The 19,833-nt window shown below is 39.7% G+C and carries 19 protein-coding genes; all 19 read right to left on the bottom strand.

The genetic code is table 11. From position 1 onward, the window contains the following. Positions 1-430: 430 nt before the first annotated feature. Entirely contained in the window at positions 431-1,735 is a 1,305-nt protein-coding gene (gene murA, locus V179_RS0122400; protein ID WP_028393451.1) for a UDP-N-acetylglucosamine 1-carboxyvinyltransferase, read from the bottom strand. A 32-nt stretch (positions 1,736-1,767) separates the two neighbouring features. Next, a complete protein-coding gene (locus tag V179_RS0122395; protein WP_034302421.1) occupies positions 1,768-2,496 on the bottom strand; it encodes a YwmB family TATA-box binding protein in 729 nt (242 codons plus the stop codon). A gap of 106 nt (positions 2,497-2,602) precedes the next feature. Beyond that, the gene (locus tag V179_RS0122390; protein WP_028393449.1) at positions 2,603-2,842 is read right to left on the bottom strand and encodes a DUF1146 family protein; all 240 of its coding nucleotides are present in this window, start codon (positions 2,840-2,842) and stop codon (positions 2,603-2,605) included. Positions 2,843-3,554: 712 nt separating this feature from the next. Next, the gene (locus tag V179_RS0122385; protein WP_028393448.1) at positions 3,555-3,956 is read right to left on the bottom strand and encodes a F0F1 ATP synthase subunit epsilon; all 402 of its coding nucleotides are present in this window, start codon (positions 3,954-3,956) and stop codon (positions 3,555-3,557) included. A gap of 24 nt (positions 3,957-3,980) precedes the next feature. Beyond that, the gene (atpD, locus tag V179_RS0122380) at positions 3,981-5,378 is read right to left on the bottom strand and encodes a F0F1 ATP synthase subunit beta (protein WP_028393447.1); all 1,398 of its coding nucleotides are present in this window, start codon (positions 5,376-5,378) and stop codon (positions 3,981-3,983) included. A 173-nt stretch (positions 5,379-5,551) separates the two neighbouring features. Further along, positions 5,552-6,409, bottom strand: a complete 858-nt coding sequence (locus tag V179_RS0122375) for a F0F1 ATP synthase subunit gamma (RefSeq protein ID WP_028393446.1) — start codon at positions 6,407-6,409, stop codon at positions 5,552-5,554. Positions 6,410-6,446: 37 nt separating this feature from the next. Then, on the bottom strand, positions 6,447-7,955 hold the full coding sequence (gene atpA, locus V179_RS0122370) for a F0F1 ATP synthase subunit alpha (RefSeq protein ID WP_028393445.1): 1,509 nt from the start codon (positions 7,953-7,955) through the stop codon (positions 6,447-6,449). Between the two features lie 24 nt (positions 7,956-7,979). Further along, positions 7,980-8,516: a F0F1 ATP synthase subunit delta gene (locus tag V179_RS0122365; protein ID WP_028393444.1), complete on the bottom strand. Its 537-nt coding sequence runs from the start codon at positions 8,514-8,516 to the stop codon at positions 7,980-7,982. Continuing rightward, complete coding sequence (atpF, locus tag V179_RS0122360; RefSeq protein ID WP_028393443.1) at positions 8,513-9,034, bottom strand: F0F1 ATP synthase subunit B; 522 nt, start codon at positions 9,032-9,034, stop codon at positions 8,513-8,515. The genes V179_RS0122365 and atpF overlap by 4 nt, the downstream gene beginning before the upstream one ends. 197 nt (positions 9,035-9,231) lie before the next feature. Next, positions 9,232-9,456, bottom strand: coding sequence for a F0F1 ATP synthase subunit C (atpE, locus tag V179_RS0122355; protein ID WP_028393442.1), 225 nt, complete (start codon positions 9,454-9,456; stop codon positions 9,232-9,234). 58 nt (positions 9,457-9,514) lie between these two features. After that, a complete protein-coding gene (gene atpB / locus V179_RS0122350; protein ID WP_028393441.1) occupies positions 9,515-10,210 on the bottom strand; it encodes a F0F1 ATP synthase subunit A in 696 nt (231 codons plus the stop codon). A 22-nt stretch (positions 10,211-10,232) separates the two neighbouring features. Beyond that, a complete protein-coding gene (locus V179_RS0122345; protein WP_028393440.1) occupies positions 10,233-10,601 on the bottom strand; it encodes an ATP synthase subunit I in 369 nt (122 codons plus the stop codon). A gap of 468 nt (positions 10,602-11,069) precedes the next feature. After that, the gene (locus V179_RS0122340) at positions 11,070-13,289 is read right to left on the bottom strand and encodes a S8 family serine peptidase (protein WP_326929560.1); all 2,220 of its coding nucleotides are present in this window, start codon (positions 13,287-13,289) and stop codon (positions 11,070-11,072) included. 181 nt (positions 13,290-13,470) lie between these two features. Then, positions 13,471-14,625: a non-hydrolyzing UDP-N-acetylglucosamine 2-epimerase gene (gene wecB, locus V179_RS0122335; protein ID WP_028393438.1), complete on the bottom strand. Its 1,155-nt coding sequence runs from the start codon at positions 14,623-14,625 to the stop codon at positions 13,471-13,473. Positions 14,626-14,645: 20 nt separating this feature from the next. Then, the gene (upp, locus tag V179_RS0122330) at positions 14,646-15,275 is read right to left on the bottom strand and encodes a uracil phosphoribosyltransferase (RefSeq protein WP_028393437.1); all 630 of its coding nucleotides are present in this window, start codon (positions 15,273-15,275) and stop codon (positions 14,646-14,648) included. 435 nt (positions 15,276-15,710) lie between these two features. Continuing rightward, positions 15,711-16,952, bottom strand: coding sequence for a serine hydroxymethyltransferase (locus tag V179_RS0122325; protein WP_028393436.1), 1,242 nt, complete (start codon positions 16,950-16,952; stop codon positions 15,711-15,713). Positions 16,953-17,382: 430 nt separating this feature from the next. Next, a complete protein-coding gene (locus tag V179_RS0122320) occupies positions 17,383-17,961 on the bottom strand; it encodes a TIGR01440 family protein (RefSeq protein ID WP_028393435.1) in 579 nt (192 codons plus the stop codon). A gap of 21 nt (positions 17,962-17,982) precedes the next feature. Beyond that, on the bottom strand, positions 17,983-18,429 hold the full coding sequence (gene rpiB, locus V179_RS0122315) for a ribose 5-phosphate isomerase B (protein ID WP_028393434.1): 447 nt from the start codon (positions 18,427-18,429) through the stop codon (positions 17,983-17,985). Positions 18,430-18,508: 79 nt separating this feature from the next. Further along, a complete protein-coding gene (locus tag V179_RS0122310; protein ID WP_028393433.1) occupies positions 18,509-19,807 on the bottom strand; it encodes a methyl-accepting chemotaxis protein in 1,299 nt (432 codons plus the stop codon). Positions 19,808-19,833 lie beyond the last annotated feature (26 nt).

Below are 19,833 nucleotides of genomic sequence, written 5' to 3'. Positions count from 1 at the left end.
CTATCGATTTTTTGATCAAATTGGGGAGTTGATCTTGTAACTTAGCTAATAAACCAACTAGGTGGATGAGGTAGATGAAACCCAAGAGAAGTAGGGAGAATCATACATCTGTAGATCAATATTTAACACAAGTCTTAAAACAAGGCTGTTTTCACATACTTTGTTGCTTTTCAATCATTTTTACACTAATAACCCGGGTTGATTTCCGTTGCAGGTTCTCGCTTTCCGCGGGCGGTCTCAGAAGCCTCCTCAGTGCTTTGCACTTGCGGGGTCTCCCTCAACACGCTTTTCCCGCAGGAGTCTCGCACCTGTAACGAAGATCAACATCTGTTCGAATTGGTTTCTTGCTAAAAACAACAATCTTTACGAAAAGAGCCTAAAACAAAAAAGAAACTGGACTTCATATTAAAAGTCCAGTCACTATAATATATTATGCATTCAAATCTGCTGCAATATTATTAATTATAATTGTATGTTCGTCGTTTACACGTTCTACATCTGCTCCTAGAGCTGCTAATTTTCCGTGGAAGTCCACATAGCCTCGATCAAGATGCTTCAGTTCGGTTACACGTGTTACACCTTCAGCAACTAAGCCTGTCAAAATAAGAGCTGCTGCAGCACGTAAATCTGTTGCCGCTACTTCTGCTCCTTGAAGATCAGATGGTCCATTCATGATTACCGATCTGCCTTCTATTTTGATATTAGCATTCATGCGGCGGAATTCTTCAACATGCATGAAACGATTTTCAAATACCGTTTCCGTAATCATACTTGTTCCTTTTGCACGCAACAATAATGCCATCATTTGCGATTGCATGTCAGTCGGGAATCCTGGGTGAGGCATTGTTTTTACATCAACAGCCTTTAAAGTATCGGGACCAATTACACGTAGTCCTTCATTTTCTTCGTAAATTTCAACACCCATTTCTTCCATCTTGGCAATCAAAGAGGTGAGATGTTCAGGAACCGCTCCTTTGACAAGGACATTACCACCCGTAATTGCAGCAGCTACCATGAATGTACCTGCTTCAACGCGGTCTGGAATGATTGAATGTTCAGCACCGTATAACTTATCTACACCTTCAATTTTCAATGTACCTGTTCCTGCCCCTTTAACTTTTGCTCCCATTTTATTAAGGAAGTTAGCAAGGTCCACAATTTCTGGTTCTTTAGCAACGTTTTCAAGCACAGTTGTACCTTTTGCAAGTGTTGCAGCCATCATAATGTTTTCAGTTGCGCCTACGCTTGGGAAATCAAGATACACTCTTGCCCCCTTGAGTCGGCCATTCACTTCTGCTTCTATAAAGCCATTTCCAACTTTCACTTTCGCACCCATTGCTTCAAAGCCTTTTAGGTGCTGGTCGATAGGACGCGAACCGATTGCACATCCACCAGGTAACGCTACACGAGCACGCCCATTTCTTGCTAGTAAAGAACCCATAACCAATACAGAAGCACGCATTTTTCGAACATATTCGAAAGGTGCTTCATCTAATAGTGCTCTAGATGCATCTACAGTAACTTCATTATTACCAAAGGCAACCTCTGCATTCAAGTTGCGCAATACTTCATTAATTGTATATACATCGGAGAGCGTTGGAACGTCCTTAATGATACTTTTTCCATCACTAGCCAATAGTGTTGCGGCGATAACCGGCAAAACGGCATTTTTTGCTCCCTCTACTTTTACAATCCCGCTAAGCTTTCTACCGCCGCGGACGATGATTTTTTCCAAGAGTATTCCCCTCCGCGTCCAATTTCTCTATATTAATATTCAAACGTAATGATGGGTGTGCCAACTACAAAGGTTGTTTTTTTGCCCAATCCATCTGTTCTTAAAGCAAATTGCAAGTTCAAAGATTCGTGTGTCAATGTTTCGGTAAACATGTTAGATCTTGCAGACATAGAAATAAAATGAGGCTCTTTTACACTTTCTATTTCCTCTGCCTGAAATAAATCTAGTAGCCTAATAGATTTCGAGGATAAAACCGTATCAATATTATCATTGAATGTCCCTTTAATACAAGTGAAAGTTGACGGTTTCCCGCGAAATATGACTTTTTTCCTGTCTTGAAAATCTCCTTCAATAAAAGAGGAATAATTTGCATTCCAACTATGCCCTTTAGCCTCATAAATCATATAGCTTACAATATGAGACTGTTCTTGTGAAGACATTAAATGAAGCGATTCTGTTAAATTAGTTTTTGGATCCACATATGTCGCAGTGGCTGTCCATTTCTTATCTTCTGTGGTGATTGTCCAAGTAAAGTCGGGAAATATTTTTTGAAGTTTCTTCACTTCTTTATTGAAATCTTTCCTAGTGTCAATCATCAACGTTTTTTCCCTTACATATACAGACCAATCACTAATTTCTATATTTATGTTCGCTTCTAGCAGCTCGATTATTTTTTCTATATCTTGCTTGTTCTTAGCTACACTTGTACTATTCCCAAGTACAATCAGTATCAAACCAACAAACATTATGTATGTTATCATCTTTTTCACTTTGAAACCCTCCCTTAAGTTTCATCATTTCCGGTTGGGAGGTTGAACATACTTATAATGTATCGTCAGTTATTGACAATATCTTAATTCAGTTGTGTTACTGATTGAACATATATGGGAGTTGTTGCGAATAAAAGAGGTAATCTAAGAAGAAATTGCTTACAGCTGATCCAATTGCAACCGTTAAAAGTGTATATAGAACTCTTGCCTTTAGTACCGAATTTGCTTTTAACATCTTCTCGAAATTTAAGGCTTGGAGAGCCCACCACGTAACGGCAATAAAAAACAGGTGTGAAACAATCCCAATCAACGCCTGTTGGCTAAATGCTGAAAACATTCATAATCCTCCTTAAAAACACCCAATCCATATTATATCACATAACTGCTCGGAACTTGGAATTTAAAAGGGAATATTCTCAAAAAAATTCTAATTCTTCAAAGAAAAGTGGGAGCTAGCATTCTATTTTTAGAAGAAAGGTTTGCTCTATTAAGAACGATGGCTACAAAAACAAGTTCTATTTTTCGAGTTAAGGACATCAAAAACAACCTAGAAAACTGGTTTTCCTTCATGTGGAGATCAATTTAAATAGTTCACTATTAACTCCTTGATAGAAATCTTGATTTTTACAAAATATGACTGATATAATCGTAGACTCTCGTACTCCTAAAAAAAAGTTACTTTCCTACCATTTATGGAGTACAAATTCCTATTAGAGTCATTAATTAGTTCCTGTTCGTCGTTATGCGTACCTCAATACCTTCAAAACGGTGATAATGCAGACCCATTTCTCTAAATCAAAGCTCGTCAAAAAACGCTTACACTTCTTTACCTATTAAAGAATGGGTAATTCAGAAAGATAAGCTCCAAATTATACTAGAGAAAAAAATAATAATGTTGAGGCTCTAAAAATAAAGAGCCGTCCCAAGACGAAAGGGTCAAAACCCCACATTTCCTATACAACGTTTAAAGGGCGTGTACAGGACACAATAAACGGTGTATAGCGTGTGTGAAGTCAGACCCTATCCTTGAGACAACCTCTAATTCAGTCTTATTTCGTTTCTGCAATATTAATCCGGTTGATTGCACGCTTTAAAGCTAATTCAGCTCGTTTGATATCGATTGAATCAGGGTTTTCCCGCAATCTTTTTTCTGCACGCTCTTTAGCTGATTGTGCCCGGACAAGATCGATAGTTTCAGCTCTTTCTGCAGATTGAGCAAGAATCGTAACCACGTCTGGACGAACTTCCAAGAAGCCTCCATTAATGGCAATATAGTCTGTACGACCTTCGTTTTTCAGACGAACAGCTGCTATATCAAGAGGAGCTACCATAGGAACATGGCCGGCCATGATTCCTAGTTCCCCGCTTTTTGCCTTTGCGCTTACCATTTCTACTTCTGCATCATATACTGGGCCATCGGGAGTAACAACACTGACTTTTATCGTCTTCATTTCATTCCCTCCTCGGTCCCTTTATTACGCCATTTGTTTTGCTTTTTCAACTACTTCTTCAATTCTTCCTACTAAACGGAATGCATCTTCTGGAAGATCATCATACTTCCCTTCAAGGATCTCCTTGAAGCCTTTAACCGTTTCTTTAACCGGTACATAAGATCCCTTTTGTCCAGTGAATTGTTCTGCCACGTGGAAGTTCTGAGATAAGAAGTTTTGAATTCTACGAGCACGAGCAACAACTAATTTCTCATCCTCGTTCAGCTCATCCATCCCCAAGATGGCGATGATATCTTGTAATTCTTTATATTTTTGCAATGTAGTTTGAACTTGGCGTGCTATACCATAATGCTCAGCACCTACAATGTCAGGGCTAAGAGCACGAGAAGAAGATGCCAATGGATCAACCGCTGGATAAATTCCCATTTCAGACAATTTACGCTCAAGATTCGTTGTTGAATCTAAGTGAGCAAATGTTGTAGCTGGGGCTGGATCGGTATAGTCATCCGCAGGTACATAGATCGCTTGAATCGATGTAACTGATCCTACGTTTGTTGATGTAATACGTTCTTGTAATTGACCCATTTCCGTTGCAAGTGTCGGCTGGTAACCAACCGCTGAAGGCATACGGCCAAGAAGGGCGGAAACCTCAGAACCTGCTTGAGTAAAACGGAAAATGTTATCGATGAATAACAATACGTCTTGTCCTTGTTCATCACGGAAGTATTCAGCCATAGTTAAACCAGATAAAGCAACACGCATACGTGCACCAGGAGGCTCATTCATTTGTCCGAATACCATCGCTGTTTTCTTAATAACGCCAGAGTCGCTCATTTCATGGAAAAGGTCATTTCCTTCACGAGTACGCTCACCAACGCCGGCGAATACAGAAATACCGCCATGCTCTTGGGCAATGTTGTTAATCAATTCTTGAATTAATACGGTTTTACCTACACCAGCACCACCGAATAGACCAATTTTTCCACCCTTAACATAAGGCGCAAGAAGATCTACTACTTTAATACCCGTTTCCAAAATTTCTACCTCTGTAGAAAGTTGGTCAAATGTAGGTGCTTGTCTATGGATTGGATCTCTTCGTACCTCTGCAGATATTGGTGCATCAAGATCAATGTTCTCTCCTAATACGTTGAAAACACGTCCCAAAGTCGCATCTCCTACAGGTACGGAAATCGGAGCTCCAGTATCAACAGCTTCTGCTCCACGTGTCAATCCATCTGTGGAAGACATCGCAATGGTACGAACTGAATCATCACCTAAATGTAAGGCAACTTCAAGAGTCAGACCAGTACCAGATGATGTGTTTTCAATTCTTAACGCATTATAGATCTTAGGCAATTGACCGTTTTCAAACTTCACGTCAACTACCGGACCCATAACTTGAATAACGCGTCCAATATTCATCGTTTTCCCTCCTGTCATTACTTTTGACGACTATCTATGATTATAGAACAGGAAGCAATCGTCTAGCTTACCTGGTCCCGAAGTCTATTATTTTAAACATTCTTGAAGTCTAGCTTCAGGCGCCATCAGCTAAGAAGTTATAAGCTGATAAATAGGCGCCTTACACTTTTTTGTTATTCTAATGCAGCGGCTCCGCCGACAATTTCGGTAATTTCTTGCGTGATCGCTGCTTGACGTGCACGATTGTACTGCAAAGATAAAGAATCGATAATCTCTTTCGCATTATCTGTAGCATTTTTCATTGCAGTCATACGTGCTGAGTGCTCACTCGCTTTTCCATCTAGTAAGGCACCGTAAATTAGACTTTCTGCATACTGAGGTAGCAAAACCTCAAGAATTGCTTCAGGGTCTGGTTCATACTCATATGAAGTTAACGTCCCTGAAGTTTCAATATCTGTAAGCGGCAGAATTTTCTTTTCAGTTACCTCTTGAGAGATGGCACTAACATAGTGATTGTAGTACATGTATAACTCGTCACACAATTCATTTTGAAATAAATTCACTGCTGATTTCGCAATATCACTAATGTCTGAAAACGATGGTTGGTCAGGCACGCCAGTTACTTCAAGCTCCACATGCATTTTCCGATTGATAAAGAAATCACGGCCAACTTTCCCGATGGCAATGATGACATATTCGTCGGATGATTTGTGGCGCTGTTGAATCGTTTTAAGGACATGACGAAGCACACTACTGTTGTATGCACCCGCCAAACCTTTGTCCGCGGTAATGACAATATAACCAGTTTTCTTAATTGGTCTAGACATAAGCATCGGATGTGATGCGTCAGTGCTTCCGCTAGCAATACTCATGACGACTTCCTGGATCTTCTCCATATATGGAACATACTTCTTCGCATTGGATTCAGCACGGTTCCATTTTGATGCAGAAACCATTTGCATCGCTTTCGTAATTTGGCTAGTCTTTTTAGTCGAGTTAATACGAGACTTTATATCGCGTAAAGAGGCCATTTATTCTCACCACCCTTGTAAAATTTAATTAGACCGATTATTCAGATGCTACGAAATTCTTTTTGAATTCTTTGATAGCAGCTGCGATTGCATCCTCTTCAGGAAGATTACCTGTCGTACGGATGTGATCTAATAAATCAGAGTGAGAACGATCTAAGAATAAATAGTACTCCTCTTCGAAACGAAGAATATCTTTTACAGGAATATCATCTAAGTGTCCACGAGTTAGAGCAAACAGAATCATAACTTGCTTTTCAACTTTGATTGGCTTGTTAAGATCTTGTTTAAGTACCTCTACTGTACGTACACCACGATTTAGTTTAGCTTGCGTTGATTTATCAAGATCAGAACCGAATTGAGTGAATGCTTCCAACTCACGGTAAGAAGCAAGGTCAAGACGCAATGTTCCAGCAACCTTTTTCATCGCTTTAATTTGAGCGGATCCACCAACACGAGAAACAGAAAGACCTGCGTTAATTGCCGGGCGTACACCAGAGAAGAATAAATCAGACTGCAAGAAAATTTGTCCATCCGTAATAGAGATTACGTTTGTTGGGATGTAAGCAGAAATATCACCTGCTTGAGTTTCAACAAATGGAAGTGCAGTAATAGAACCAGCACCTAACGTATCGTTTAATTTCGCCGCACGCTCAAGTAAACGTGAGTGCAAATAGAATACGTCTCCTGGGAATGCTTCACGACCTGGTGGACGGCGAAGTAGCAAGGACAGTTCACGGTAAGCTGATGCTTGTTTTGAAAGATCATCATATACAATTAACACATGCTTGCCTTGGAACATGAAATGTTCACCCATTGATACACCTGCATAAGGAGCCAAGTATAATAACGGAGCCGGCTGTGAAGCAGATGCTGTTACAACGATTGTATAATCTAACGCACCATGCTTACGGAATGTTTCAACTGTATTACGTACCGTTGATTCTTTTTGGCCGATTGCTACATAGATACAAATCATATCTTGGTCAGCTTGGTTCAAAATCGTATCAATTGCAACAGTTGTTTTACCTGTTTGGCGATCTCCGATAATTAACTCACGTTGTCCACGACCAATCGGTACAAGTGCATCAATCGCTTTAATACCTGTTTGTAACGGTTCATGAACAGATTTACGATCCATTACACCTGTAGCTGGGCTTTCAATTGGACGAGTTTGCGTCGTATTGATCGGACCTAATCCATCGACTGGTTGTCCTAAAGGATTCACGACACGACCAATTAATTCTTCACCTACTGGTACTTCCATAATTCGTCCTGTACGACGAACTTCACTGCCTTCTTGAATATCTTTAAATGGTCCAAGAATAACGACACCAACGTTGTTCTCTTCAAGGTTTTGAGATAGTCCCATTGAACCGTTTGCGAATTCAACGAGCTCTCCTGCCATAACGTTATCTAAACCGTGAACGCGTGCAATCCCGTCCCCAACAGAGATAACAGTACCAACGTCGCTTACTTTAATTTCAGACTGATAGTTTTCAATTTGCGCCTTTATCAGCGCACTGATTTCTTCAGCTTTAATGCTCATGAATTTCACCCCTAACTGTGAATATTAGCTTAATAGTTGTCTACTAAGGCGCTCAAGCTTCCCATTAACACTTCCGTCAAAAATACGGTTGCCAACACGGAGTTTGATGCCGCCAAGAATGCTTTTGTCCGCAATATTAGTAATTTTCAGTGTCCGTTTTCCCACTTTGGCTGCGAATACGGATGACACAGCTTCACTCTCATGATCAGACAGTGGGCGAACTGTGTATACAGTCGCTTCTGCTACTGATTTCGCTTCATTAGCCAGTTCGATAAATTCAAGCGCCATTTGTGCGATTGAATCGGTACGATGACGTTCAACCATAATGAGCAATGTATTCTGAACATGAAGAGAAACACTAGAAAAAGCTTGTGTAATTACGTCTTTCTTTGATTTAACTGGAATTTTTGGCTGTGTTAGAAAGGCTAAAAGTTCTTTATCAGAATTGAAGACCTCTCTAACTGCTGTGAGCTCTTCTTCTAATTGATCAAGAAGGTTTTGCTCTTGTGCAATTTGGAAAAGAGCTCTAGAATAACGCTTTGCTACCGCAACATCACTCATCGCTCTTCTCCTGCCTCTTGAATATAATGATTAATTAGTTTCTCTTGATCTGCTTCTGATAGTTCTTTTTCAATAACTTTAGAAGCAATTAAAACAGATAAGGATGCGACTTGTTCGCGCAATGCAACGATAGCCTTCTCCCTTTCTTGGACGATTTCTCGTTTTGCTGATTCTTTTAGGCGTTCAGCTTCTGTACGTGCTTGGATAATAATATCCTCACGTTGAGCCTCACCTTGTTGTTTCGCGTTTTCAATAAGCTTTGAAGCTTCTACGCGCGATTGCTTTAATAATTCACGTTGCTCTTCTAAATATTTGCTTGCTTCTAACCTGCTTGCTTCTGCAGCATTGATTTCAGATGCAACATGCTCTTCACGTTGAGTCATTATGCCCATTAGAGGACCAAATGCATATTTTTTAAGCAAAAATAACAAGATGACAAACATGATCAATTGGAACAATGCATCTCCACCGTTAAACTTGCTTATAGATAATCCCAATACTAAACCGCTTGTTAACACGCTTGGTTCACTCCCTTCACGAGTTTCACTTATAATAAAGTTGTCTTTAAAAGAGTTAGACCCTAAATTAAGACAGCCATGTTTACTTTTACAAAGTTTCTTTTAGCTGTATGATACATACTGAATATGGGCATAAAGGAAAGGCGAAGGTTCACATGAAACGAACTTCGCCACTTTTGAACTTTTTAATGATTCTATTATTGGCCTAATACCATGAACGCGATAACTACGGCAATAATTGGCATCGCTTCTACTAGACCTACACCGATAAACATTGTAGTTTGTAGCATTCCACGAGCTTCCGGTTGACGAGCGATACCTTCTACTGTTCTTGAAACAATGAGACCGTTACCAATACCTGCACCTAGTGCTGCTAAACCAATTGCGATTGCTGCTGCAAGAAGACCTACTGAACCTACCATTATTAATTTCCTCCTCGAGATATATGTTTTTTCAAATTAGTTCTTAATGAACTTATAATTAATGGTCTGAACTGACTTTATGAGACAGATAAACCATTGTTAACGTAACGAAAATAAACGATTGAATTGCACCTACGAAAATACTATATCCTTGCCATACCAATGTTGGAATGATGGCTCCAAGAGCACCCCAAATACTACTCATAGCAAGTGTTCCTGCTAATAAACCAAGCAATACTTCACCAGCAAATATATTACCATACAAACGTAAACCGAGTGTCAGAGTATTTGAGAACTCTTCGATTAATGTCATTGGGTTTTTGTATGCCTTCAAGTATCCTTTGAAGCCTTTCATTTGTATACCATAATAGTGCGCTAAACTTAGAACTAAGACTGCTAAAGTCAAAGTTACAACAGGATCGGCTGTCGGTGATTTCCACCAAAGTTCATGATCATATGTGATCGCAAATGGAAGACCAAGCATATTCGATACGAATAAATACATAATCAATGTCATTCCAAGCAGTTGGAAACGGCCGCCCGTTTTCCAGTCCATTGAACTATTAATCATGTTCTTTATAAAGTCCATGACCCACTCCATAAAATTTTGCATACCAGTTGGCTTCATTGCAAGTTTACGAGAGCCAAGTGTAGCGATAATGAAAACAATAACACTTGCTACAGTTATCATTAATACATTACTTAAGTTAAAGGTTAAGCCAAATAAATCAGCCGTTGGTGACCCATGATTCAACTATATTCACCTCTCTTCCCTGCTACCGACGTTTTATGTGGATAATAAAATCTATAATAATGACAAGATAAGCTGTCATCAATCCCAATACTACACTAATCAAATGAAAATGTTCTGGGTATTCAAGTGCAATAATAACGGCCAAACCAGCTGAAGCAAATCTGGTCATTGTTCCGAGAGATTTAACCTTTCTTCCTTCCGTTATTGCTTGATCAAATTTTTTCATCTTTTGATTTACTAGCCATAAATTGTACAAACTTAGGCTAGTTCCTAACAAAAGCCCCCCAAACACAGTTTGATAATTTGTAAATCCCCAGCCTAATACAAAAGCCGCCAAGAGATAGACCATGTATTTACTCTGCCTTTTAAAAACTATGTTTATTTCTGGCATCTTTTCGTTAATCTCCTGAGAAAATTTTCCTTACTTTTTTGGAGCATCGCAAACGTATGTATTGCATGTCCAGTGAGAAGAACCGATTGTGAAAAAAATACGGCTTGGTGTCAGGCGTTCGGTTTGGCATCTTCTTATTAAAAATGCTAATATACAATGAACCGACAAATTGTGAAAGAATCGCTGACAATTATGCCACTGCCGTATACGGCTGCGATTTTTGACGCATATTGTGCATCCTTGCGGTCGAAATTTGTGGAGGATGTGATTAATACTCCGATAGAACAAGACAAAAAAACCGTCTTGAGACATTGAAACCCCTACCAATTACATCCTTAGTTAGCATACAATAGCCTAACATGTTATGTCAATGTGTGGTTCGTGAATTTTGTCACAGAACGGTAATAGTTAACGAATTGTTCACATTTGTATTTTACCTTTTTGTTGACTTTTAAAAAAACACCTTTTTCAATCAATAATGATGGTCGTTTCTATTTGATCTTCCTTCCCAAATTTTCTTGCAAAGATAATTGCTGTATAAATTCCTGGCACAGGAAGTTCATCTTTAGCTAACTCCTTTTTTAGTAAACCCGGCGGAGCGTGTTTCGCCCAATCCAAAAATCCAATAAAACGAAAATTGTCTGGATCATAAAGAGCAATCCCGACTTCATCAGCACCACGAGGTAAATACATTTCATACCGATACATTCCTTCTTGGTCCCCAGCGCTAAATTCAAATCCCATTACCCTTGGATAATTTGGTTCCTCTTTCACATAGAGAAACGGCAGACTAATTTCTTTTACCCCTTCAACCAGTGTTAAATAACCATCATAAATTCCCGTTTCCATAAGTGCAGGGTTTATTTGTAATCCTAAGTGGACTTGTTTCTTTTCTCCTGGATTAATCGAAAAGGAAGCTGGTAAATCCCATGTGATTCCCTTCTCTTTCATCGGAATCTGAAATGAGTAATTCTTCTTCTCCTTGCTAGTGTTTTCAATGACAAGCTTCTCTTCATGTTCATGAATGCCTTCTTTCTTTGAGAACATCCCAAACGAAAGAGAACTTGGGTAGAGAAGCGTATCTGCCTTTAACGCCTGATCAATCCGTAAGCGACCCGCTCCTTGTTCGAATGTACGATATAGTTTCCCGTCTTTATCTAGCAATGGTTTAGATGTACTCATTAAGGCAGATTTCACTTGTTCCGGTGTCCATTCCGGATGAGCTTGTAGGATGAGTGCACTTGCTCCAGCTACATGTGGAGAAGCCATACTTGTCCCTTGCATTTCTAAATAGCCTGAAGGGATTGTACTATTGATCGCCACCCCTGGAGCTAATAGATCTGGTTTAATACTCCAACTTACTGTAACTGGTCCTCTAGAACTAAAATCCGCTAACTGATCTTGTTCCTTCTTATATATGAAATGCACATTTCGCTGCTTAGACCGAATCTGCCTTTTTACCAACTCTCCCGACTTTTTCGATATAGAGACGACTGGTATACCCAAGCCTTTTGTCACGCTACCGCTAAAGTTCCCTTCAGTATTGTTAAAAATAATAACGGCAACCGCTCCTGATTTCTTGGCATTTATGACTTTCTCAGTAAATGATATACTCCCTCTCTCAATCAGAGCTATTTTCCCTTTCACTTGTTTTAGATCATGTATCCTACCTATTCCTCCATCTATTAATTCTTCTGTAAAGTGAAGATCCCAAGGTTTCGCACCTTGCATAGGCATTAATTGAATCATTTTCTTCCTCGCCCCTAGCCCTACTTTCATATATGGGATAATCATTGGAGGTGTCGACGCTCCAACAGAAATGGCTCTATCTGCTGTACCGGGTGATCCAACCGTCCAGACCGCTGGACCTGAGTTTCCATTTGAAGTAACCGCAACGATTCCACTCTCCACCGCTTTATTCAAAGCTATTGAGATGGGCAAATCTGGTCCATTTACATCATTCCCTAATGACAAATTAAGCACATCCACTTTATCTTCAATCGCAGCTTCGATTGCTCCTAATACTTGTTCAGTATTGCCAGCCCCTCCTGGACCAAGCGCACGGTATGCGATCACATCAGCTTCTGGAGCTACACCTTTCATTTTTCCATTAGCTGCGATAATTCCTGCTACATGGGTACCATGTATGGTCGATTGGTCACCTTGTCCTTTTGTTTCCATCGGATCTCGATCTCCATCAACTAAATCACGACCTCCTTTATACGCTTTTTGTAAATCAGGATGTGTGTAGTCAATACCAGTATCAATAATTCCAACCGTGATCCCTTTTCCAGTAATTCTTTGTTTTTTGCCGTCAAAAAAAGACCTCGCTTGATCAGCCCCAATAAAAGGAATGCTTGAATCGGCTTGAACACGATAAACCGACACTTCTGATATCGCAGAAATTGCATACTCTTTTTTCAGTTGCATAATCTCCTCTCTTTTACCTTTGACGGAAAAACCGACGATAGCGTGTTTATATATTTTCCTAAGTTGTAGCGATGAATATTTTGCTAAAATTGTCTGAATATCAATAGTAGAAACAGGTTTTTCCAACAGTACAATTGCTGTCATATTTTTGGATTCAGTTTGTTTTGGCAATGGCGGTAGCTCTGTTGCCGCTACTGACGTTACACTTGTACACAAAAGGATAAGTATGATTAGTAAAGAAAAGTATTTTTTCAGCAAAAGCGACACCCCTTTCACATATGGTTTCACTTAAGCTCAAGTCTATGCATATGAGGGAAATCCTTTTTATTAGCAGTGGGATTAAGATAGTAGAATCAAAAAAGATCTGTTCCCGCAACTACTATACACAGTGAATATTTCATACTGTATATAGAGTTCAAGATCAGATCTTTCTGAGGTTCTAATTTCCTCCAGGAATAAATGTTTCCGGAGCTTTATTAGTCCGTTTGAAGTAAAAACGAATGGCTTCCGCGATCCTTGCTGATGTATGTCCATCACCATAAGGATTGTGAGCCTTCGCCATTTGTTGATAGGCTTCTTCATTCGTTAACAATTCAGTTGCTAGATGATAGATCGTATCTTCATCTGTTCCAGCAAGTTTAAGAGTGCCTGCTTCAATTCCTTCAGGGCGTTCTGTTGTATCTCGTAAAACTAGAACTGGAACACCGAGTGAAGGGGCTTCTTCTTGTACCCCACCTGAATCGGTCATGATTAAATATGATTTCGCAGCAAAGTTGTGAAAATCAAATACATCTAATGGTTCAATTAAATGAATGCGTGGATCGTTTCCAAGAACTTCAGCTGCTAACTCTCTGACAACTGGATTGAGGTGTACAGGGTAGATTACCTGTACATCATCATGTTCATCTATAAGCCTTTTAATTGCACGGAACATATTCCGCATCGGTTCACCTAGATTTTCACGACGATGAGCCGTTAATAAGATGAGACGACTATCTCCAATTTTATCTAATACTGGATGAGAATACGTCTCACTCACTGTTGTTTTTAGCGCATCAATGGCTGTATTTCCTGTAATGAATATGAATTCATCACTTTTTCCTTCATTAGTTAAATTCTCAGCTGCTTTTGCAGTTGGAGAAAAATGCAAGTCAGCAATCACTCCTGTTAGCTGACGATTTGCTTCTTCAGGAAAAGGTGAATACTTGTTCCATGTCCGCAGTCCTGCTTCCACATGACCAACCGGTATTTGATTATAAAACGCAGCTAAGCTCGCCACAAATGTTGTTGTCGTGTCACCGTGGACTAAAACGATATCTGGTTTCACTTCCCTCATCACTCCATCAAGACCCTCGAGTCCCCTTGTCGTTACATCGATGAGTGTTTGGCGATCCTTCATAATATTCAAATCGTGATCTGGTTGAATCGAGAAAATTTCCAGTACTTGGTCAAGCATTTGTCGATGCTGTGCTGTAACCGTAACAATCGATTCAAAATGTTCCGGTTGTTTTTGTAATTCAAGAACTAATGGAGCCATCTTGATCGCTTCAGGCCTTGTACCAAAAATCGTCATAACCTTAATCGGTTTTGACATGATTACCACCTCGTTTTATCTTATTTTGTTCCGAACAATCGATCTCCTGCATCTCCAAGTCCAGGAACGATATAACCATGGTCATTTAGCTTTTCATCAAGTCCAGCAATGTATATATCTACATCCGGATGTGCTTCCTTCAATAATTCAACGCCTTCAGGAGCTGCAATTAAACACATAAATTTAATATTAACTGCTCCTCGCTTCTTAATAGACGTAATCGCTTCAATTGCAGATCCACCTGTTGCCAACATCGGATCAACAACTATGCACTCTCTTTCCGCTAAATCGCTTGGGAGTTTTACATAATATTCTACAGGTTTCAATGTTTCAGGATCACGGTATAGACCAACATGTCCTACTTTAGCAGCTGGAATCAAATTCAAGATTCCATCTACCATACCAATGCCTGCACGTAGAATAGGAATAATACCAAGTTTTTTACCTGATAATACTTTTACTTTCGCCTTGCTTACTGGCGTTTCAATTTCTACTTCTTTTAACGGCATATCGCGAGTAATTTCGAATGCCATTAAAGTTGCTACCTCATCTACTAGCTCACGAAATTCCTTCGTTCCTGTTTGAACATCTCGTATAAAAGCCAACTTGTGTTGAATAAGTGGATGATCGAATACATATACCTTTGCCATTAAAGGTTCTCTCCATTTCTATTCCTGGATTTTTCTATACTTTGAAAGTATAGAAGTGTAATCATGTTGCATTTAATTAATAGATCACTGCACTAAGGACTAGTGACGTTTTTTTCTTTTTGCCGGCAAGTCTTTCCGACAAAAAACACACTTCTAACCATTTTACAGAAAAATATATCTAACTGCAATTATGAATCAAGAAATCACATGTTCATATTTTTAAAGTCGACATATTTCTTAACATGTACCGTGAAGCGATCTTTATCCTTTATACACACAAGCTGATTTTAGCAAATGGTTCAAAGCTAAAAAAAGAAGCTGTCATAACGAAGGGCCTCCCCCCACATCTGCTATACATCGTTTAGTAGACGTGAGAACACGATAAACGATGTATAGCATGTGAGGGCAGACCCTTTTAGACTGCCTCTTTATTGATTATAAAGATGGATATAAAGTATATTTTCCAGAAAGAGCTTCCACTCGTTGTTTCGCTTCTTCCAATTTTGCTTCGTTTTCTACATTTTTTAGAACCAATCCAATAATTGAAGCAATTTCATCCATGTCTTCTAAGCTAAATCCACGGGAAGTCACTGCCGCAGTCCCAATTCGAACTCCACTTGTTACAAATGGGCTTTCAGGATCGAACGGAATTGTATTTTTATTTACTGTGATTCCAATATCATCCAACGCTTTTTCAGCCACTTTACCAGTCAATCCAACTGAACGGACATCAATCAATAGTAAATGGTTATCCGTTCCATCTGACACAAGCTGGATTCCTTCTTTTTTCAAAGCGTCACCGAGGCGTTGTGCATTTTCAATAATTCGCTTTCCGTATTCCTTGAATTCGGCTTGCAGTGCTTCTCCAAAAGCAACAGCTTTCGCCGCAATCACATGCATTAACGGCCCACCTTGAATTCCTGGGAAGATTGATTTATCAATCTTTTTCGCAAATTCTTCTTTACAAAGAATCATCCCACCGCGAGGTCCACGTAATGTTTTATGAGTCGTTGTTGTAACAAAATCAGCGTAAGGGACCGGACTTTCATGTAACCCAGCTGCAACTAGCCCAGCAATATGAGCCATGTCGACCATCAAATACGCACCAACTTCATCAGCAATTTCTTTAAAGCGTTTGAAATCAATAGCACGCGGATAGGCGCTCGCTCCAGCGACGATTAATTTCGGCTTGTGTTGACGAGCCTTCTCACGCACATCTTCATAATTAATCAAATGGCTTTCTTGATCTACACCATACTCAACAAAATTGTATTGAACACCACTAAAGTTCACGGGGCTTCCGTGCGTTAAATGGCCTCCGTGAGAAAGATTCATACCAAGCACCGTGTCTCCAGGCTCAAGAATCGTGAAATAAACAGCCATGTTCGCTTGCGCACCAGAATGCGGCTGAACGTTTACATGTTCGGCACCAAAGATTTCTTTCGCGCGATCACGAGCTAAATCTTCGACAACATCCACATGTTCACATCCACCATAGTAGCGTTTACCCGGGTACCCTTCTGCATATTTATTCGTGAGTACAGAGCCTTGGGCTTCCATAACAGCTTCACTGACAAAGTTCTCTGAAGCAATCAGTTCAATCTTGCTTCTTTGGCGACCTAATTCTTCTTGAATAGCTTTAAAAACCTGCTCATCTTGATTCGCTAAACGGTTCATCGTAATCCTCCTCTTAATACGTGATTTTCAGTATGTATCGCAGATTAATGGTTGATACCAACATCTAATCTACTTAACTACTAATTCGAAAAATATCTCTTTCATTTTACCATGTTCAATAAGTAAGCGGAAGTGTAACTATTTAGATTTATCGAACATTAAGTATTTTTTTTCGGAAATTGTTCGTGTAATTCGTATTTCTAACAAAAAAACACTTCTCATTTAAGAGAAGCTTTACTCGGTTTATCCCGGTTTAACAGCCTGTAAATCCCCGATTGGTGAGATAAAGTGAAACTTACCAATGCGTAAGCAGAGGTATAGTTAAACCTATCGGGTTCGTACTGTCGCTTTATCGAAGATTTAGCGACAGTAGAACGGGGCTAACCATCAGTGGGTGATGAAAAAAACCCCCACTGATGGAAGTTTCAATTTATAAACAGCTTTGGTTTTCTGAAGTATTAGTATAGACAGCACGTTCGCCGCCAATTAGTTTTGGTCGAGTTGTAGCGAGTGTGACATGTGCATTTCCAATTTCCTTTACCGAGGAGCGAATCGGGACTACTACATGTTTAAGATGCATTCCGATAAAAGTATCTCCAATATCAATGCCAGCATCTGCCTGAATATATTCAACAACCACAGGATTTGCTAGTTTCTGATATGCAGCTGTAGCCATTGCTCCACCAGCTTTTCTAATTGGAACTACTGCTACTTCCTCATATCTTCGTGAATCTGCATACTCTTTATCTAAAACGAGTGCTCTATTTAGATGCTCACAGCATTGAAAAGCAAGTTGAACTCCCGTTTTTTTCTGAAATAATTGTAATTCAGCGAAGAGCATATTTGCTACATCTAGCGTACCTTCTGTTCCAATCTTTTTGCCGATAACTTCGCTTGTGCTACAACCTATGACAAGCATCTGCTTTTCTGACAATCCTACCACTTGTTGAAATTCTGCAAGCAAAGTTCTGAATTGACTTCTGATCAACTCTAATTCTTCATATGCCATGAAATACGCTTCCTTTCAGAATTATACGTTTTTGTTCTCATACTCAGAAATTTTTCCGATTCGATTCGCATGACGACCACCTTCGAATTCTTCAGTCAACCATGCTTGAGCAATAGAACGGGCAAGACCTGGGCCAATGACACGTTCTCCCATCGCAAGCATATTGCTATCATTGTGCTGACGAGTCAACTTCGCGCTATATACGTCATGCACAAGCGCACAACGAATCCCCTTTACCTTGTTTGCAGCGATACTCATACCAATTCCAGTTCCGCAAATCAAAATACCTTTATCATATTCTCCATTTGCTACCTTTTCCGCTACAGGGAGTGCGTAATCCGGGTAATCTACAGACGATTGACACGTACAGCCAAAATCATCATAAGGAATGCCAAGCTCGTCCATTAACTTTTTTATTTCTTCGCGGATTACTGTTCCACCGTGGTCTGATGTGATTGCTATTTTCATTGTAACCCTCCCCAGGATTTTTTATTTTATTGTGTCACAAATGAATGAAAAGATAAAGAATCTTTAAGAAACGGAGGGGTCAGACCCTTACGCGAAAGCGAGTGATCGTCTGTTTGAGTTGTTCTGCTTGTTCTTTTAATTCAATCGCTAGCCGGTCCACATTTTCGATTACTTTCGTTTGATCTTGGGTAGCGGCTGTTACCTCCTCTGCACCAGCAGATGTTTCTTCAGCAATGGCCGCTACTTCTTGAGATTGGTGTGATGTGTCTTGGATACCTTCCATTTGACGGCTTACGAGTATTGTAATATCTTGAACAGCTTCTACGACATTATGAATTGTTCTAGTCATTTCTTCAATTGCCTCGTTCGATTCTGTTCCTTTTTGTGCTCCTCTATTAGCAGAGATAACCTGCACGTCTATTTGTTTTACAACACTCTGCACCTCAAGTTGGATATTCTGAATTAAAACAGATATCCCTTGAACAGCTTCGGCACTTTGATCAGCCAATAGACGAACTTCCTCAGCTACTACCGCAAAGCCTAAGCCCTGCTCTCCAGCACGAGCTGCCTCAATAGAAGCATTTAATGCAAGTAAATTCGTTTGGGCAGCTATATCCCCAACAAGCTGAATGATTTTTTCCACCTTTTTTGCATGTTCCTCTAATCGTTTTACTCCTTTGAGTGATTCTTGGTTTTCTTCGGCGAGCTGTTGTATACCTGTCACCAGCGAATGAATCACATCTTTACTTTTCGTCAGCTCAGCTACCATAATATGCGCTATTTCTGAAGAAGAGTTTGCTTTATTTTGAACTTCTTCAGCGATTAAAGTAATGTCTTCCATAGCTTCAGCTGTATTCTGAATAGATACGGCAGAACTCTCCGCCCCTTGTGAAATTTCTTCTATTGTTCTTACAATTGCTTCTGCCTGTTCTGCAGCTTTCGATGATTCAGCTGAGATGGAAACTACTTTAGCATTCGTTTCTTTAAAATTTTCATCAATTTTCTTTACCATATCTCTTAAATTGTAGAGCATATAGTTAAACGCAATGCCTAGTGAACGAATCTCATCATCCGTTTTTGATATTTCAACATCTTCACAAATATCTCCGTGTGCCGCTTTTAAAGCAACTTGTTCAAGTTTTTGCAGAGATTTCGTTATAAATCCAGCTGCAAAAAAACCGAGTAGAGCCGACCAAAAAATCCCGCCAGCCAGAGTTAAAATCGTAAAGGTTGTTCGGTTGAACTGTTCATCAAAAAAGAGCGGGTACAGACCATAAAGAAAAACGCCGCTAGTAGAATAGGTAATAAGAGCTAAAATCGTAATGAATATAACAATTTTCTTTCGCAAGCCAAACTTATATCTCCTTTTTTCAACCAATTTCCTGTCCCCCTCTTCCTCCTCGG

Origin of the sequence: Bacillus cihuensis (assembly GCF_000504145.1) — a bacterium.
Classification (GTDB): domain Bacteria; phylum Bacillota; class Bacilli; order Bacillales; family DSM-1321; genus Peribacillus; species Peribacillus huizhouensis.
The sequence above is the reverse complement of the archived record's forward strand: the minus strand, read 5'-3'. Positions and strand labels throughout refer to the sequence as shown.

Coding starts and splice junctions, on each gene's coding strand:
- V179_RS0122395 (WP_034302421.1), bottom strand. CDS start 2,496: ATGATAACATACATAATGTTTGTTGGTTTGATACTGATTGTACTTGGG.
- V179_RS0122390 (WP_028393449.1), bottom strand. CDS start 2,842: ATGTTTTCAGCATTTAGCCAACAGGCGTTGATTGGGATTGTTTCACAC.
- V179_RS0122385 (WP_028393448.1), bottom strand. CDS start 3,956: ATGAAGACGATAAAAGTCAGTGTTGTTACTCCCGATGGCCCAGTATAT.
- atpD (WP_028393447.1), bottom strand. CDS start 5,378: ATGAATATTGGACGCGTTATTCAAGTTATGGGTCCGGTAGTTGACGTG.
- V179_RS0122375 (WP_028393446.1), bottom strand. CDS start 6,409: ATGGCCTCTTTACGCGATATAAAGTCTCGTATTAACTCGACTAAAAAG.
- atpA (WP_028393445.1), bottom strand. CDS start 7,955: ATGAGCATTAAAGCTGAAGAAATCAGTGCGCTGATAAAGGCGCAAATT.
- V179_RS0122365 (WP_028393444.1), bottom strand. CDS start 8,516: ATGAGTGATGTTGCGGTAGCAAAGCGTTATTCTAGAGCTCTTTTCCAA.
- atpE (WP_028393442.1), bottom strand. CDS start 9,456: ATGGTAGGTTCAGTAGGTCTTCTTGCAGCAGCAATCGCAATTGGTTTA.
- V179_RS0122345 (WP_028393440.1), bottom strand. CDS start 10,601: ATGCCAGAAATAAACATAGTTTTTAAAAGGCAGAGTAAATACATGGTC.
- wecB (WP_028393438.1), bottom strand. CDS start 14,625: ATGTCAAAACCGATTAAGGTTATGACGATTTTTGGTACAAGGCCTGAA.
- upp (WP_028393437.1), bottom strand. CDS start 15,275: ATGGCAAAGGTATATGTATTCGATCATCCACTTATTCAACACAAGTTG.
- V179_RS0122325 (WP_028393436.1), bottom strand. CDS start 16,952: ATGAACCGTTTAGCGAATCAAGATGAGCAGGTTTTTAAAGCTATTCAA.
- V179_RS0122320 (WP_028393435.1), bottom strand. CDS start 17,961: ATGGCATATGAAGAATTAGAGTTGATCAGAAGTCAATTCAGAACTTTG.
- rpiB (WP_028393434.1), bottom strand. CDS start 18,429: ATGAAAATAGCAATCACATCAGACCACGGTGGAACAGTAATCCGCGAA.